This window comes from Pararobbsia alpina (assembly GCF_965118125.1).
Lineage (GTDB): Bacteria > Pseudomonadota > Gammaproteobacteria > Burkholderiales > Burkholderiaceae > Pararobbsia > Pararobbsia alpina_A.
This window is the reverse complement of sequence record NZ_OZ221287.1, coordinates 2820554-2836292: the sequence shown is the minus strand read 5'-3', so window position 1 is coordinate 2836292 and position 15739 is coordinate 2820554. Positions and strand designations below refer to the sequence as shown.

12 protein-coding genes and 1 pseudogene are annotated in these 15739 nt (G+C 62.1%); 5 read left to right on the top strand and 8 right to left on the bottom strand.

Annotated features, from left to right (window positions below):
* Positions 1–42: 42 nt before the first annotated feature.
* From ACMFWR_RS12330 to ACMFWR_RS12300, 7 genes are all read right to left on the bottom strand, one after another.
* A complete protein-coding gene (locus ACMFWR_RS12330; protein ID WP_413191945.1) occupies positions 43–852 on the bottom strand; it encodes a FadR/GntR family transcriptional regulator in 810 nt (269 codons plus the stop codon).
* On the bottom strand, positions 822–2333 hold the full coding sequence (locus ACMFWR_RS12325) for an alpha-N-arabinofuranosidase (RefSeq protein ID WP_413191944.1): 1512 nt from the start codon (positions 2331–2333) through the stop codon (positions 822–824). Before ACMFWR_RS12325 ends, ACMFWR_RS12330 begins: the two co-directional genes overlap by 31 nt.
* A gap of 228 nt (positions 2334–2561) precedes the next feature.
* On the bottom strand, positions 2562–3896 hold the full coding sequence (locus tag ACMFWR_RS12320; RefSeq protein WP_413191943.1) for an extracellular solute-binding protein: 1335 nt from the start codon (positions 3894–3896) through the stop codon (positions 2562–2564).
* A gap of 294 nt (positions 3897–4190) precedes the next feature.
* Positions 4191–5054 (bottom strand): carbohydrate ABC transporter permease, encoded by an 864-nt coding sequence (locus ACMFWR_RS12315; RefSeq protein ID WP_413191942.1) that lies wholly within the window; start codon positions 5052–5054, stop codon positions 4191–4193.
* Positions 5051–5977, bottom strand: a complete 927-nt coding sequence (locus ACMFWR_RS12310; RefSeq protein ID WP_413191941.1) for a carbohydrate ABC transporter permease — start codon at positions 5975–5977, stop codon at positions 5051–5053. The genes ACMFWR_RS12315 and ACMFWR_RS12310 overlap by 4 nt, the downstream gene beginning before the upstream one ends.
* Entirely contained in the window at positions 5967–7049 is a 1083-nt protein-coding gene (locus ACMFWR_RS12305) for an ABC transporter ATP-binding protein (RefSeq protein WP_413191940.1), read from the bottom strand. The genes ACMFWR_RS12310 and ACMFWR_RS12305 overlap by 11 nt, the downstream gene beginning before the upstream one ends.
* 512 nt (positions 7050–7561) lie before the next feature.
* On the bottom strand, positions 7562–8191 hold the full coding sequence (locus tag ACMFWR_RS12300) for a LysE family translocator (protein ID WP_413191939.1): 630 nt from the start codon (positions 8189–8191) through the stop codon (positions 7562–7564).
* A gap of 174 nt (positions 8192–8365) precedes the next feature.
* On the opposite strand from ACMFWR_RS12300, the gene ACMFWR_RS12295 reads away from it, so the two are divergent.
* The gene (locus tag ACMFWR_RS12295) at positions 8366–8830 is read left to right on the top strand and encodes an Lrp/AsnC family transcriptional regulator (protein ID WP_413191938.1); all 465 of its coding nucleotides are present in this window, start codon (positions 8366–8368) and stop codon (positions 8828–8830) included.
* Between the two features lie 180 nt (positions 8831–9010).
* On the opposite strand, the gene ACMFWR_RS12290 is transcribed toward ACMFWR_RS12295, so the two are convergent.
* Positions 9011–9829, bottom strand: coding sequence for an outer membrane protein assembly factor BamD (locus tag ACMFWR_RS12290; protein ID WP_413191937.1), 819 nt, complete (start codon positions 9827–9829; stop codon positions 9011–9013).
* Positions 9830–9898: 69 nt separating this feature from the next.
* Here ACMFWR_RS12290 and ACMFWR_RS12285 point away from each other — a divergent pair.
* From ACMFWR_RS12285 to ACMFWR_RS12270, 4 genes and pseudogenes are all read left to right on the top strand, one after another.
* A pseudogene (locus ACMFWR_RS12285) lies at positions 9899–11008 on the top strand (RluA family pseudouridine synthase); the annotation flags it as partial.
* 143 nt (positions 11009–11151) lie between these two features.
* Positions 11152–11964 (top strand): peptidoglycan editing factor PgeF, encoded by an 813-nt coding sequence (gene pgeF / locus ACMFWR_RS12280; RefSeq protein ID WP_413191936.1) that lies wholly within the window; start codon positions 11152–11154, stop codon positions 11962–11964.
* A gap of 638 nt (positions 11965–12602) precedes the next feature.
* Positions 12603–14468, top strand: coding sequence for a class I poly(R)-hydroxyalkanoic acid synthase (gene phaC, locus ACMFWR_RS12275; RefSeq protein ID WP_413194875.1), 1866 nt, complete (start codon positions 12603–12605; stop codon positions 14466–14468).
* A gap of 23 nt (positions 14469–14491) precedes the next feature.
* Positions 14492–15673, top strand: coding sequence for an acetyl-CoA C-acetyltransferase (locus ACMFWR_RS12270; protein WP_413191935.1), 1182 nt, complete (start codon positions 14492–14494; stop codon positions 15671–15673).
* Positions 15674–15739 lie beyond the last annotated feature (66 nt).

The following is a 15739-nucleotide window of genomic DNA, read 5'->3' as shown; positions in this document are numbered from 1 at the left end:
ATATGTGCCAAGCCCGCGACGGGAGGGGCGTCCGTGCTCGCGTCACGGCTTGACGGTATACCTCAACATCCGATCCCGCGACGACTGCAGCAGTCGCGTCATGGCCGAAGCGGCCGCATCCGCCTGACGCGAAACAATGTGATGCCTGACAGCATCGTGCAATGCGAGATCTTCACTCGGTTGCGCGGCCTGCCGTTGCATCATCTCCGACGACACGCGCAGCGCGGCCTTGATCGCGTTGCCGATCGTGATGAACATCCCGTTCTGGGAAATGGTGATGATCGCCATATGGAACTCGAGGTTCGCATCGGCAGCCGCGCGAATATCCGAGTTTCCGCGTTCAGCAGTCTGCGTATAGGCCGTGGCCAGCTCGGCATAGCGGCGCTCGATCAGCTGAAACGCCTCATCGCTGCCATGCCGCGCCGCCAGAAAACTCGCCCGTGGTTCGAAACACATGCGCATTTCAAAGATGTCTTCGACGATCTTCGAATCGAACTGCGCGTTGAGCCGCCATGCAAGGACGTCGCGGTCGAGCAGGTTCCAGTCTGAAAAGGGCAGCACGCGCGTGCCGATCTTCGGCGACACTTCGATCAGCCGCTTGCCTGCAAGCTGCTTGATCGCTTCGCGGATGGTCGTCCGGCTCACGCCATAGGCGCTGCACAGCTCGCTCTCGACGGGCAGCACATCGCCCGGGGCGAATTCGCCCGAGACGATGCGCATCCCGACAATCTTCGCGACCTGTGCCGTCATGGTGCCCACGACCGGCTCGCGCTCGAACATCACGCCCCCTTCATAAACGTCCTGCACGGCTTGCCTGGCCGTTACCGGGCGGTCGTCACGATGACGTTCCACGAACCCGGTTTAAGCCGCGCGCGGATCCGTTCCCCGTCGACCGATACCGCGGAGTTTACCGCCGGCGCGACTGTCATCGGTGCATCGACCGTGTTCACGGCCTTCATATTCGAATGATGCAGCTCGATGGCCTGATCAAGCGTGCGCTCCTTGCCGAGGCCGCGAAGTTCGATATCAAGCTCCATCTCGTCGGTCAAATGACGGTTCAGCGCAAACACGGTGGTCGTGCCCGATGCGCGATCGTCGACGACCGCCGAGTAGAGATACGGAATCTCCGGGAACGTCTCGGCCTCATACGAAGCGGATTCGACGATCGGCTTCAGCACACGGCCATGACCGAATCTCGACGCCTGCGAGAACGGATAGAAGATCGTCTGCCGCCATGCCTTGCCACCCGGCTCGGTCATGATCGGACCAATCACGTTGACCAGCTGCGCAAGACACGCCGTCTTCACGCGATCGGCATTGTTCATCATCGTGATCAGCGCGCCACCGACCACGAGTGCGTCTTCGTGGTTGTAGACCTCTTCGATCAGGCGTGGCGCTTCAGGCCAGCCGGGCTTGCGCAGATCGTTGATCGAACGCGCCTTGTACCAGACATTCCACTCGTCAAACGACAGCATGATGCGCTTGGACGAATGCTTGCGCGCAGCGACGCTGTCGGCGACCGCGACGATCTCCTTGATGAAGAGATCCATGACTTCGATATTGCCGAAGAACTCGGCCGTCGAATCACGGCGGTTTTCGAAGTAGGTGTGCAGCGAGATGAAGTCGACCTGCTCGAAGCAGTGTTCGAGCACGCGGTCTTCCCACATGCCATAGGTCGCCATGTCGTGCGTGGACGAGCCGCAGGCCGCGAGCTGGATGGTCGGGTCGACCATGCGCATAAGCTTCGCGGTTTCGAGTGCGGCACGGCCGTATTCGTCGGCCGTCTTGCGGCAGATCTGCCACGGGCCGTCCATCTCGTTGCCGAGGCACCAGAACTTGATGTCGTGCGGCTTTTCGTAGCCGTGTTCGCGGCGCAGATCGGAGAGCGCGGTGCCGCTCGGGTGATTGCAGTACTCGATAAAGTGCCGCGCATGGTCCGGGCCGCGCGTACCGAGGTTCACGCCGTACATCGGCTCGATATCGAGCTCGCGGCACCATTCGATAAATTCATTGGTACCGAACTGATTCGTTTCGGTCGAATACCAGGCGAGATCGAGGCGGCGAGGGCGCTTGTCGCGCGGGCCGACACCGTCTTCCCAGTTATAGCCCGACAGAAAATTGCCTCCCGGATAACGGACGATCGTCGGGCCGAGTTCGCGTGTGAGTTCCATGACATCTTTGCGGAAACCGCGCGCATCGGCGTTCGGATGCGTCGGCTCGTAGATGCCGGTGTAAACACAGCGGCCCATATGTTCGACAAACGTGCCGAAGACGCGTCGGTCAAGATCCGCGACGACGAAGTCGCGATCGACGACGAGACGGGAGGCAATCATGTTTGGATCCTGTAGCTAAAGGGTGGCGAATGTGAAGCGCGTGCGAAATGAGCGTGATGTAAAAAGCGTGTCGTGCGAGTGCAATGTGCGAGTGCTGCGTATGTGCCCTGTGTGCAGGGGCTCTGTATGAGTCCGGTCTGCCGGCGACGACCCGTCCCCGGCATGCCTGCGTCAAGCCTTCGCGTCGCCGGAGGCCAACCTCCGGACGACGCGCTGGCGTGCGCCGACTTACTTCGACAACAGCTTGTTGGTACGTTCTTCGCCGTCCTTCTGGACATCGGCGACCGACTTGCCCGTCGAGAGCATGTTGCTGATTTCTTCACCGACGATCTGCTGGATCGCGAACTGGCGCGGTACCGTGTTCGGCAGCGAATAGCCCGTCGACGCGATTTCCTTGATATCGGAGCGATGCGGCAGCGCGTTGAAATCGGCGCTGTCGATGACCGACTGACGTGCCGGGAGGTGGCCCGTACGTGCCCAATCCGCGTCATGGTCGTAGAGGAACTTCAGGAACACGAGCGCTGCGTGACGGGTCTTTTCGTCCTTTGCGCCGCCCTTGAGCATCACCCACGAGTGACCGTCGGCCCAGACTGCCTTCTTCTGGTACAGGTTCTTGAACGGCACGACTTCATAGCCGTTCGCGAGCGCCGAGTCCGGCTTCTTCGACAGGTTCGTGAAGTCCTCGATCACCCACGTACCGCACATCAGCACGCCGGCCTTGCCGTTCTCGAACGCCTGGTTGGCTGCACCGTAGTCGAGCCCCGGCGTGATGTCGCCGGCCTTCATCAGCTTGTCGTACAGGTTCAGCGCGTTGGTCGAAGCCGGGTTATGCAGGTCGATCTTCGTCGGGCCGCTCGGGAACAGCGTGCCGTTCTGCTGATAGACCCACGTATCGAACGTGCGCATTTGCGCAGCGGCTTCGTTGGCGATCGGCACCGTGAAGTACGGCAGGCCAGTCTTGTCCTTGAATTGCTTGGCTTGCGCGAGCAGTTCATCCGGCGTGTTCGGCAGGATCGCCTTGCCGTTTGCATCGACGAGGCCAGCCTTCTTGAACAGGTTCAGGTTGATGTGCCAGAGCCACGAGTGCGTATCGAACGGCAGGGCGTAGGTCTTGTCGCCGGCGAACGTCACACCGCGGTGTGCATGGCCCGTGAAGTCCTTCTTGTCGATGCCGACCGACTTGAAGCCATCGTCGAGCTGTTCGACGAGATTGCGCTTCACGTAGTCGCCGAGCACGGCTTCGTGCATGACCGAGATCGTCGGCACGTCGTGGCTCAGGATCCGCGCATCGATCTGGGTGTAGTACGGGCCCCATTCGATGATCTGCGGCTTGACGACGATGTCTTCCTTGTTCGTTGCATTGAACTGATTGACGAGCGTCGTGATGATGCCGCACTCGCCGGATGCCTTACTGACATCGTTGACGTTGCCGTATTCCGCATCGCAGGCGCCGAAAAAGCGCGACAGCGTAATCTCGGTCTTGGCCTGCGCAGGCGCTGCAAACGCCGCGGCCAGGCTCAGCGCGGCCAGCGAAAACGCACCGCGCGCGAGCGATCTCTTCATGTCTATCTCCTATTGGATACTCGTTTGACCGCATCGCCGTCCAGGTCGCGCGGCTTCCTTGGTTGTGCTCGGGACGATACGTCGCCGCCCGTTCTTTGAAGCGGTACTGCGGGTACGACACTGAATACTGTGTTCTTGCGTGATGACAATAATATGTAACAAATATAGGTACATATACGGTCAATTGCAGCGTCCGTGGTGCTACGTATTGCTAGCATTGCATCGTGCGGCGAAGGTGCCGCAACGCGGCAGCACACTGGCATCGAGCCAGCATGCCGCTCGGGAAAGTGCCGACTAACGCACCGTCGTACCCGCGACTGCGGCCACGATGTATTTCTGGAAGAACAGATACAACACGAAGATCGGCAGCCCTGCGAAGATGGCCTGCGCCATCAGGTAGCCAATGCCTTCGGACTGGGCGAAATTGCCCTGGGTCGAAGCGAGGCCGATGGTCAGGGTGTACATCTCGGGCTTCGACGCCGACACGAGGGGCCACAGGTAATCGTTCCACGCGCTCAGGAACGTGAAGATCGCGAGCGTGGCCTGAGCCGGCATCGACAGCGGCAGGACGATGCGCCAGAAGACCTTGAATCGCGACGCGTTGTCGAGCAGCGCGGCTTCTTCGATTTCGAGCGGCACGGCCTTGAAGTACTGCGTCATCAGGTAGACGCCGAACGGCGAGGCAAGACGCGGCAGGATCAGCGCGCCATACGTGTTGTGCCAGTCGAGCGTGGCGAAGATATGGTGAAGGGGAATCACCAGCGCTTGCTCGGGTACGGCCAGTCCGCACAGGCAGATCACATAGATATAGCGCTTGCCCGGGAAGTCCGTGCGCGCAAATCCGTAGCCGGCGAGCGACGCGATCACGAGCGTCAGGAACGTCTGCCCGAGCGACACGATCACGCTGTTGAGCAGCCAGCCGCCGACCGCCGACGTGTGCCAGATGTTCGTATAGTTCTGCAGCGTGAACGGCGGCGAAAACAACACATCCGTGTGCTGCTCGAGAAACGCGTTCGGCTTGAACGACAGGCAGAACACCCAGATCAGCGGGGCGATCCAGACCAATGCGAACAGGACGACCGCACCGAGCATCAGCCGGTCGCCGAGACGGCCGGCGAGCGAACCCCGCGGACGTGTTTCGATAGCAATCGTGCTCATGCAGATTCCTTCTTGCGCAGAAGCCAGGCCTGGGCCACGACACCGATCAGCATCAGCGCGAACAGCACCTGTGCTGCCGCGGCCGAGTAGCCGAAGGTCCATTGACGGAAGCCCGTCTCGTAGATGAACTGCACCAGCGGACGCGTCGAGTTGTTCGGACCGCCATCGGTCAGCAGCTGGGCCTGCCCGAACAGCTGGAACTGGAACACCGCTTCGATGACCGCAACCAGCGCAACCGTGCGCCAGATCGAGGGCAGCGTGATCTTTGTGAAGGTGCGCCAGCGTGTCGCGTTGTCGAGGGCCGCGGCCTCATAAAGCTCCTGCGGAATCTGCTGGAGCGCAGCGAGGAACAGCATCATCGGCAGGCCGACGATCCACCAGACCGTGACGACGGCAATCGTCGGCAGGGCGGTGGCCTCATGCAGCAACGGCACGTACTCCGGGATGCCGGCTGCATGGCTCAAGTCGGCGAGCAGGCCGTGGCCGGGCATCAAGACGAGCTTCCAGACCAGCGTGACGATCGTGACCGACAGCACCGACGAGCCGAAGAAAATCGCACGCAGTGCCGCACCAAAGCGTCCCGGTCGATTGAGCACCAAAGCCAGCGCAAGTCCAAGCACGACGAAGACCGGCACGGTCAGAATCACGAAGTAAAACGTGTTGCGTACGGCACCGCGGAAGATCGGATCGAACACGAGATCCAGATAATTCTTGATGCCGATAAATTCGCTGGTGCCCGCGAGCAAGTCGACGTTTTGCAGGCTCAGCCACCATCCGAAGGCGAGTGGCACGATAAGCAGCAGCACGTAGACGACGACAAACGGCAGCACGAACAGCGCGTTTGTCCACGGCGCGTTGGGATTGCGGCGGCGACGCTGCCGGGTTTTCGGCAGGTCGACCGCGAGCGTGCGATCAGACGCCATGATGGGCTTGTCCCGTTTCATCGAACAAGTGCACGTGGGCAGCATCGAGGCTCATGCGAACGGTATGGCCGGTGTCGATCTCGAGATCGCGCGGCAGTTCGACGACGAGCAACTGATTATTGGGCAGGCTGACGTGAGCAAGCGAGCGATCGCCAAGTCGTTCGATGACTTCGGCGCGACCGCTCAACGGGCCATTCGGATCGACGATGACGTGCTCAGCGCGCACGCCGAGCGTGAGCTTGCCTGCGGGCAGACTCGAAGTCGCGATCGCCGTCGGGACCTTCACGCCTTCGACCGGCAATGCGACGATCAGGCGGCCACCGTTATCGCCCGCGCGTTCGACGTCGATGAAATTCATCGCCGGCGCGCCGATAAACCCGGCAACAAAGCGGGTGGCGGGGCGCTTGTAGATCTCGAGCGGTGCACCGATCTGCTCGATGCGGCCCTTGTTCATCACAACGATGCGCGTTGCGAGCGTCATCGCTTCGATCTGGTCGTGCGTGACGAAGACCATCGTCGAATTCAGGCGTTGATGGATGCGGGCGAGTTCGACGCGCGTGCGGGTCCGCAACGCCGCGTCGAGATTCGATAGCGGTTCATCGAACAGGAAGGCTTCAGGTTCCTTGACCACCGCGCGGCCGATCGCCACACGTTGTCGTTGACCACCGGACAGCTGAGACGGCCGGCGCTGAAGCAGCACATCCAGCTCGAGCATGCGCGCGGCTTCCTGGATGCGGCGGTCGATGTCGGTCGCGCCCACGCCGGAATTGCGCAGGCCGAACGCCATGTTGTCGTAGACCGTCATGTGCGGGTAGAGCGCGTAGTGCTGGAACACCATCGCCACGCCGCGTTGACCGGGGGGAAGCTCATTGACCTGCCGGTCGCCGATGCTGATCTGGCCATCGCTGACCGTTTCGAGCCCGGCGATCATGCGCAGCAAGGTGGACTTGCCGCACCCGGACGGGCCGAGGAATACAAGAAATTCGCCTTCGTGAATATCGAGGTCGAGTCCGGTGATGACTTCCGTCTCGCCATACCGCTTCGTTACGCCGCTGAGCCGAATACCGGTCACGGTGCCTCCTATGGATATGTCTCGTTCTGCTGTTTTAGGCTGCTTTGATATTATGAAAGCATCGTAACAACCGCGTTTTGCGGGTGTCCAATCTCACTTTTGGTATCGGTCCATGCGCAATGCGGTATCGATAAAAACAAGTATTTCGCGCTCACCGATGCTGGAGGCGGGTTTGGCGGGAATGAGCGAGGACGAGGAAAACGGAGGTGGCGCGGATCGGTGTATACACCGATCAGGCCAGTATTTGGGTTCGGCGCATCGTGCGATGCGCTGAGTACAGATCAGTTCTGCGAATTCAGACCGGGATCGTAAGCGTGGATATGTATCGATCCACGTTACGTATCCGGTCAGGTTGCGAGTCAGTTACGTATCCGGCGAGGTTGCGGATTGGGCGCTGAATTGCGTGGTCGACGACTGGTAGCGATTGCACGGCGAATCAGATGATCGACGGTCGGATACCGACGACCACCTGAATCGGGCGATCAACAGCCGGTTGCGGCTTGTGTCCCGAATCAATCAATCGACAGCCGCACGGCGAACGCCAGCAATGCGGCCGAGAACGTCCAGCGCTGCACGACCTGCGCACGCGGGTGATGGCGGATCCAGCTCGCGATGCGCGAAGCACCGAGCGAGAGCGCGATATCGAACAGCGCACCGCACACCACAAGCACGACACCCAGCTCGACGACCTGAAGCCACACACGCCCCTGCGCGGGCACGATGAACTGCGGCATCAGCACCGAGCAGAACAACAAAGCCTTGGGGTTCAGCATGCAGCTGAGCATGCCCTTGCCGATCGACGTGCGCCACGCGCGTTGCGCAGTGCCGGCCACCCCGGTCGGGCCGAGGCCAAAGGCGGGCGAGCGGAAAATCTGGATCGCGATATAGGCGAGGTAGAGCGCGCCGACGACACGCACACCGCTGTAGAGCCAGGGCGCGCTGCGCAGCAGGGCCGCGACGCCGCAGGCCGACAGGATCACGTGCGTCGTGCGTGCAATCGCAAGGCCGAGCCCGGTCGCCAGGCCGTGGCGCAGACCATGTGCGCTGCTGGTCTGGAGGACGAGGGCCATATCCGGTCCGGGCAGCGCGTAGACGACGGCGAGTGCGCCAATAAAGACAAGCAAAAGGCTAGTCGAGACCATGATGTTCACCGCTCCAGTCGACCGATTCGTGATGCTCGCGCGAGCAGAAAATGTCGCGCGATCTGGCAGCTATCTTGCCGCCCCCGGGTGAGAGATTGCTGGCGATTTTCTGGTCGAATCGGAGGATGGATAGTGGATTACACTATCGATCGCTGATTTGTTAGGGGAAACAAAATGCACGATCTTGACCGAATCGACCGGGCGATGCTGGCCGAGGTTCAGCGCGACGGCCGCATCTCGAATGCGCGGCTCGCGGAGCGGGTCGGCCTGAGCGAAACGCCGTGTGCACGACGGCTCAAGCGGCTTGAGACGGATGGCTATATCGACGGCTATCAGGCCTCGCTGTCGCGCACGGCGCTGGGGCTTGGCGTGGTCGCGTTCTGCCTGGTCCGCTTTTCGTTGCACGACCGGGCGCTTGCCGATCGCTTTGAGCGCGAAGTCCAGGCTCTGCCGCGCATCGTCTCGTGCCACAACATTTCCGGCACGGCCGACTATCTGCTGCAGATCGTCGCGCGCGACCTCGACGACTACGGCAACTTTATGCGCGACACCGTGCGCGCCTTGCCGGGTGTGACGTCCGTGGAATCGATGCTGTCGATGAGCGAAATCAAGCGCAATGCGGGGCTGCCGATCCTTTGAGAACCATCCGCCCGGGGGAGCGTGCCTCCGAAGTTGCCGACCGCCACGAGCCATAACGCCCTGTGCACTAGCAGGTGAGCGCTTGTCCTAAGGCGCGGGATGGGGACGCAGCCCTCTGAAAACACAAAAGCCCGGAGCTTTCGCAACCGGGCTTTTGTTTTCAATCCACGCGGGGGTGGCTTACCAGATCTGCCACCACGGCTTCGCGTCACCCTTGCGCGGGTGACCCGTGACATACGGGCTGTCCGGGAAGGTCGCGGCGAGCACGCGTTGCGTATCGTCGGCGAGCTGAGCGTTGCCCAGTGCCTTGTACGACAGCACCATCACGTGCAGCGCGTCTTCGGTTGCCGGCGCATTCTTGTACTGCTGGATCGCGACCTGCGAGCGGTTGATCGCCGCGAGGTAAGCGCCGCGCTGGTAGTAATACTGAGCCGAATGCACTTCGTGCGCGGCCAGCGCGTTGATGATGTAGCGCATGCGCTGCGCGGCATCCGGCGCGTACTTGCTTTGCGGATACTTGTCGACAACCGTCTTGAACGAGTCGTACGAATCCAGCAGTGCCTTCGGATCGCGCTCGCTCATGTCCTGACCGCCGAAGCGACCGAACAGGCCGAGATCGTCGTTGAAGTTGATCAGGCCCTTGAGGTAGTACGCGTAGGCGACATCCGGGTGATCCGGGTGCAGCTTGATAAAGCGGTCGACGGCGGTATTGGCGGCGGCTTGTTCGCTATCCCGGTACTGGCAGTAGGCGACGTTGAGCTGCGATTGCTGCGCGTGCGGACCGAACGGATCGCGACCCTGGACTTGCTCGAAGTACTTCGCGCACTTGCCCCAGTCGCTGCTGGACATGGCGTCCTGGGCCTCCGAGTATAATTTGTTGGTTGTCCACGCCGCCGTTTCGTCGGTCTTTTGCGGCAGGCCGCCACAGGCCGCGAGAAGAACGGCCGCGCTTGCCGCGAGGCTCAGCGTTACCAGTTTGATTGTGCTCAACGCTTGCATGTCCCGGTTTACTGTTCCGAATCCTTCAAGGCCGTTTTCTGACGGCCGCCACTCATGGCCCCCGAACTGATGGCCCCTGATCTAACCGCGAATTATAGCCCATCAAAGAATGTCCCCGACGCACCAGAAGCGGATGCGCTCGATGACGATTTTTCGACTGATTTCCCAGCCGTTTCCGGAGATTCCGACGTTGCGGGCGCTGCCGCCGGTATGGCGCGTGGCGCCGCACCGGACGAAACGCCGCGCCGCGCGCGGATGCTCGACGAACTCGCCGGCGAACGGCTCGACAAGGCGCTCGCGCGCCTGTTTCCTCAATATTCCCGTGGTCGACTGCAAGCCTGGCTCGAAGAAGGGCGGGTGAAGGTCGACGGCGTTGTCGCCAAGCCCAAGCAGGCGGCGTTTGCCGATTCGAACATCGAGGTGACGCCCGCCGCGTCGCCTGAAATGCTTGCATTCCAGCCGGAGCCGATCGATTTGCCGATCGTGGCCGAAGACCCGGCGTTCGTCGTCGTCGACAAGCCGGCGGGTCTCGTCGTCCATCCGGCGGTCGGCAACTGGACCGGCACGCTGCTCAACGGCCTGTTGCATCGCTACGGCGATGCGGCGCTCGCGCTGCCGCGCGCGGGCATCGTGCACCGGCTCGACAAGGACACCTCCGGCCTGATGGTCGTGGCGCGCACGCTCGAGGCGCAAACCGACCTGATTCGACAACTTCAGGCGCGCACGGTCCATCGCCGGTATCTTGCGCTCGTCTGGGGCCGCGCCGGGCAGGGCACGGTCGACGCGCCGCTGGGCCGTGATCCGCGCGACCGCGTGAAGATTGCCGTCATCCCGGGCTCGGCCGGCAAGCCGGCGGTCACGCACTACCGGGCGATTGCGCACGGCGAACTCGACGGCAAGCCGGTTTCCGCCGTCGTCTGCGATCTCGAGACGGGCCGCACGCACCAGATCCGCGTGCATATGGCGCATATCAATCACCGCTTGCTGGGTGACCCGGTCTACGGCGGCAGCAAAGGGCAGCGTGCGAACGCGCCGTTGCCGGACGGGTTCGCCCGTCAGGCGCTGCATGCGTGGCAGCTGGGTTTCATTCATCCCGTGACCGGCGAGCATGTTGAGTTCCGTGCACCGCTGCCGGCCGATATCGTTGCGCTGGCCCACGCGTGCAACTTCGATGCTGAGCTGGATCTCGATCTGTTGGCGCGGGAGTAACGATTCGCGGGAACCACGCGGCGGGACGACCAATCGAAACGACGCGTCGCTGCTTTTCGTAGGGCCGACGAGTCGGCACGACCGAGCGGAACGATTAACCGGATTGGCAATAGATGAACGAGCAGATCGCTGAACCCCGCTTAACCCTCGACCAGTGCGTAGTGCCATCGTGGCCTGCGCCTGCTGGCGTGCGAGCGCTGGTGACGACGCGTCGTGGCGGCATCAGTCGCGCGCCCTATGACTCGCTGAATCTCGGTCTGCATACGGGCGACGATCGCGAACACGTGCTTGCGAACCGTCGTGCGCTGAGCGAACTTGCAGGCGATGCGCGCTTCGCGTGGCTCGAACAGATTCATGGCAATGAAGTGGTGGATGCAGCCCGAGTCGTCGACGCACTCGAAGCCGGCGAAGCACCGCCGCGTGCCGATGCAAGCGTGACCGACGTACCTGGCATCGCGTGCATCGTGATGGTGGCCGACTGCATGCCAGTGCTGTTTTGCGACGACCAGGGGCGGGCAGTCGGCGCCGCCCATGCGGGTTGGCGCGGTCTGGCTGCAGGGGTACTCGAGCGCACGGCCGCCGAAGTGGCAAAGCGGGCAGGGACCGGATCGCGCGTTCACGCGTACCTCGGGCCCGCCATCGGTCCGACTGCTTTCGAGGTCGGCCGCGATGTGCTGGACGCATTCGTCGAGCACGCGCAGGCCCATGAACGCGACGCGACCGTCGCCGCGTTTGTGCCTCATGGAGAGGGTAAGTATCTGGCGAACCTCGCCGCGCTCGCGCGCGTGCGACTCGCACGGGCCGATGTCGTGACGATGACAGGTGGCGATCTCTGCACCGTGTCCGATGCGCATCGCTTCTTTTCATTCCGACGAGATCGCGTGACGGGGCGCTTTGCAGGTGCCATCTGGATCGATCAGCGCTGAGTCATTGGCATTGCGTTGAGTCAAATCGCATTGAATATCCGGGCAATCCTGTGCGTCATCCGAACGTATTGCCCTGCGCCATTCGATCGCCTTTGTGAGTAAACACGTCCGGGTAATCTCGAATAGGCATTTGAACTCATTAGGCTTTTGCCGTGAATTCTCGGGGAAAACGCCAATAAACATTCTGACGCGGTGCGTCAAAATCCGGCTGCAAAGCATTGACAGGGCTTCGGCCCAGAGGAAAAATGCCTGAACGGTAGCGCGTCTGTCTGGTCGTAGTTATGTTTAAAAGCGCTGATCCGTTCGACCCGCGACCCGAAATCCGATCCGGAGCTCGCTCGGTGTCACCGCATCAGACGACACGCTTCATCTCCGCCATCGTTGAGCGCATGTAAGGGTCGACCGTACGCATGACAGCCTCGAAAAACGCCGGCAGTTCCTCGGCTTCGTCCAGCAATTCCGCATCAGGCGCATCGGATACTCCGAATGCGATTCCGGGCAGTGCCGAATTTACGCGCGCCGTTGAGCAATGGTTCGCGCAGTGGGGCGGCCTGTTCAATCCCACGCCGCAAGACGCGGCCGGTGCCAACACGAATGGTGCACAAGCAGGCTGGCCCGGAGTGGCATGGCCAGCAGCGATGATGCCACCCGGCTGGCCCCTGGGCACAGCGGGCAGCGCTTCGTCGACGCCTCCCGGTTCGCCTTTCCCGAACGCCTTCCCAGGTTTCCCGGGCTCGATGCCCAACCCGTTTGCCGCGATGCCGAACCCGTTCGCGTCGATGCCCAATGCGTTCGCATCGATGCCGTCGTTCGGCCCGGGGATGGCGGGCATGCCGGGTATGCCCGATTTTCAGCAGTTCGATTTTCAGCAGTTCAACACGCTGGCCGGTTTGCCTTCGGTCAAGATCGCGCCTGAAAAACTCACGCAACTCCAGAACGACTACGTTCAGGAAAGCTCCGAGCTGATCAAGCGCATGAGCGCGAACGAGCCGCTAGCGGGCGGATTGTCCGATCGGCGCTTTACCGCCGATGCATGGGCAAAAACACCCGCCTATGCATTCGCTGCCGCGTGGTATCTGCTGAATTCGCGCTACCTCGCAGCGCTGGCCGATGCAGTGGATGCCGATTCGAAGACGCAGGAGCGCATCCGCTTTTTCGTCCAGCAATGGACCGCCGCCGCATCGCCGTCGAACTTCCTCGCGTTGAACCCCGAAGCCCAGCATGCGCTGATCGAAACGCGCGGCGAGAGCTTGCGTCAGGGGATCATGAATCTGCTGGCCGACATGTCGCGCGGCAAGATCTCGCAGAGCGACGACACGGATTTCAAGGTCGGCGGAAATCTCGCCAACACCGAAGGCGCAGTCGTCTATCAGAACGACCTGATCCAGCTGATCCAGTACAAGCCGCTTGCCGAAACGGTCTACGAGCGTCCGCTGCTCGTGGTGCCGCCGTGCATCAACAAGTACTACATCCTCGATCTGCGCCCCGACAACTCGCTCGTGCGCTATGCGCTCGAGGAGGGTCACTCGGTGTTCATCATCTCGTGGCGCAACCCCGATGCATCGCTCGCCGCGAAGACCTGGGACAACTACATCGAAGAGGGCGTACTGGCCGCCATTGCGGCGGTTCAGGAGATCTCGGGCCGCGAGCAGATCAACACGCTCGGGTTCTGCATCGGCGGCACGATGCTCGCCGTAGCACTGGCTGTGCTCGCCGCACGCGGTGAACATCCGGCCGCATCGATGACCTTGCTGACCTCGATGCTCGACTTCGCGGACACCGGCATTCTCGACGTGTTCGTCGACGAAGCCCATGTGCAGATGCGCGAGTCGACCATCGGCGGGGCGCGCGGCACGCCGCCGGGCCTGATGCGCGGAGTCGAATTTGCGAATACATTCTCGTTCCTGAGGCCCAACGATCTCGTCTGGAACTACGTGGTCGAGAACTACCTGAAGGGTCACACGCCGCCGCCGTTCGATCTGCTGTTCTGGAACGGCGACTGCACGAACCTGCCGGGGCCGATGTACGCGTGGTATCTGCGCAATACGTACCTTGAGAACAAGCTGCGGATTCCGAACGCGCTAACGACCTGCGGCGAGTCGATCGATCTGGGCAAGATCGATGTACCGAGCTTTGTTTATGGTTCGCGCGACGACCACATCGTGCCGTGGAAGACCGCGTATGCATCGACCCGCTTGCTCAGCGGCCCTCAGACATTCGTGCTCGGCGCGTCCGGGCACATCGCGGGCGTGATCAATCCGCCTGCCAAGAAGAAGCGCAGTTTCTGGCAGATCGGCGGCGAGGTGACAGATTCACCGCGCGAGCTTCCGTCTGGCGCCGACGACTGGTTCGACGTCGCGACGGAGCAGCCGGGCAGTTGGTGGCCGAGCTGGTCGGCATGGCTGGCGCAGTACGCAGGCAAGCGAGTGAAGCCGCGGGCGAAACTCGGCGCGGGGGATTACCCCGTGATCGAGGCCGCGCCGGGCAGCTACGTCAAGAATTGATTCTGTTACTTGAGAGGTAGGTTATGACTGATGTCGTCATCGTTTCCGCTGCCCGCACGGGCGTAGGCAAGTTCGGCGGTACGCTTGCGAAGACTGCTGCGCCGGAGCTCGGCGCAATCGTGATCAAGGCCGCGCTTGAACGCGCCGGCTTGAAGCCCGAGCAGGTGAGCGAAGTCATCATGGGCCAGGTGTTGACGGCGGGCTCAGGGCAGAACCCTGCGCGTCAATCGCTGATCAAGGCAGGTCTGCCCACGGCTGTGCCCGGCATGACGATCAACAAGGTGTGCGGCTCGGGCCTGAAGGCCGTGATGCTGGCTGCCAACGCGATCATTGCGGGCGACGCGGAAATCGTCGTCGCCGGTGGTCAGGAAAACATGACCGCCGCACCGCATGTGCTGCCGGGTTCGCGCGATGGTTTCCGCATGGGCGATGCGAAGCTCATCGACTCGATGATCGTCGACGGCCTGTGGGACGTGTACAACCAGTACCACATGGGCATCACCGCCGAGAACGTCGCCAAGGAACACGGCATCACGCGTGAAGCGCAGGACAAGTTCGCGGCCGAGTCGCAGAACAAGGCCGAAGCCGCGCAGAAGTCGGGCCGTTTCGACGATGAAATCGTGCCGGTCGAGATTCCGCAGCGTAAGGGCGATCCGATCAAGTTCGCGACCGACGAGTTCGTGCGTCATGGCGTGACCGCCGAGTCGCTCGCCGGCCTCAAGCCCGCGTTCTCGAAGGACGGTTCCGTGACCGCCGCCAACGCATCGGGCATCAACGATGGCGCTGCTGCGCTCGTCGTCATGTCGCTCAAGAAAGCCGAAGCACTCGGCCTCACGCCGCTTGCCCGTATCAAGGCCTATGCAAACGCCGGCGTCGACCCGAGCGTGATGGGTATCGGTCCTGTGCCGGCTTCGACGCGCTGCCTCGAACGCGCAGGCTGGAGCATCAACGATCTCGACCTGATGGAGATCAACGAAGCTTTCGCGGCGCAGGCGCTGGCCGTGCACAAGAAGATGGGCTGGGACACGTCGAAGATCAACGTGAACGGCGGTGCGATCGCGATCGGTCACCCGATCGGCGCATCGGGCGCGCGGATTCTGACGACGTTGCTGTTCGAAATGAAAAAGCGTGATGCAAAGCGTGGCCTGGCCTCGCTGTGCATCGGCGGCGGCATGGGTGTGGCACTGGCCGTCGAGCGCTTCTAAAGCATTGCTCCAGGAAGAGACATGCCGGCCTTCGGGCCGGCTTGCAGTACCGAAGAACAACCAGAG

Bases quoted from the DNA above. Each gene is read 5' to 3' on its own strand.
- ACMFWR_RS12270 (WP_413191935.1), top strand. From the start codon at position 14,492: ATGACTGATGTCGTCATCGTTTCCGCTGCCCGCACGGGCGTAGGCAAG.
- ACMFWR_RS12300 (WP_413191939.1), bottom strand. From the start codon at position 8,191: ATGGTCTCGACTAGCCTTTTGCTTGTCTTTATTGGCGCACTCGCCGTC.
- ACMFWR_RS12315 (WP_413191942.1), bottom strand. From the start codon at position 5,054: ATGAGCACGATTGCTATCGAAACACGTCCGCGGGGTTCGCTCGCCGGC.
- ACMFWR_RS12310 (WP_413191941.1), bottom strand. From the start codon at position 5,977: ATGGCGTCTGATCGCACGCTCGCGGTCGACCTGCCGAAAACCCGGCAG.
- ACMFWR_RS12325 (WP_413191944.1), bottom strand. From the start codon at position 2,333: ATGATTGCCTCCCGTCTCGTCGTCGATCGCGACTTCGTCGTCGCGGAT.
- pgeF (WP_413191936.1), top strand. From the start codon at position 11,152: ATGAACGAGCAGATCGCTGAACCCCGCTTAACCCTCGACCAGTGCGTA.
- ACMFWR_RS12290 (WP_413191937.1), bottom strand. From the start codon at position 9,829: ATGCAAGCGTTGAGCACAATCAAACTGGTAACGCTGAGCCTCGCGGCA.
- phaC (WP_413194875.1), top strand. From the start codon at position 12,603: ATGATGCCACCCGGCTGGCCCCTGGGCACAGCGGGCAGCGCTTCGTCG.
- ACMFWR_RS12320 (WP_413191943.1), bottom strand. From the start codon at position 3,896: ATGAAGAGATCGCTCGCGCGCGGTGCGTTTTCGCTGGCCGCGCTGAGC.
- ACMFWR_RS12295 (WP_413191938.1), top strand. From the start codon at position 8,366: ATGCACGATCTTGACCGAATCGACCGGGCGATGCTGGCCGAGGTTCAG.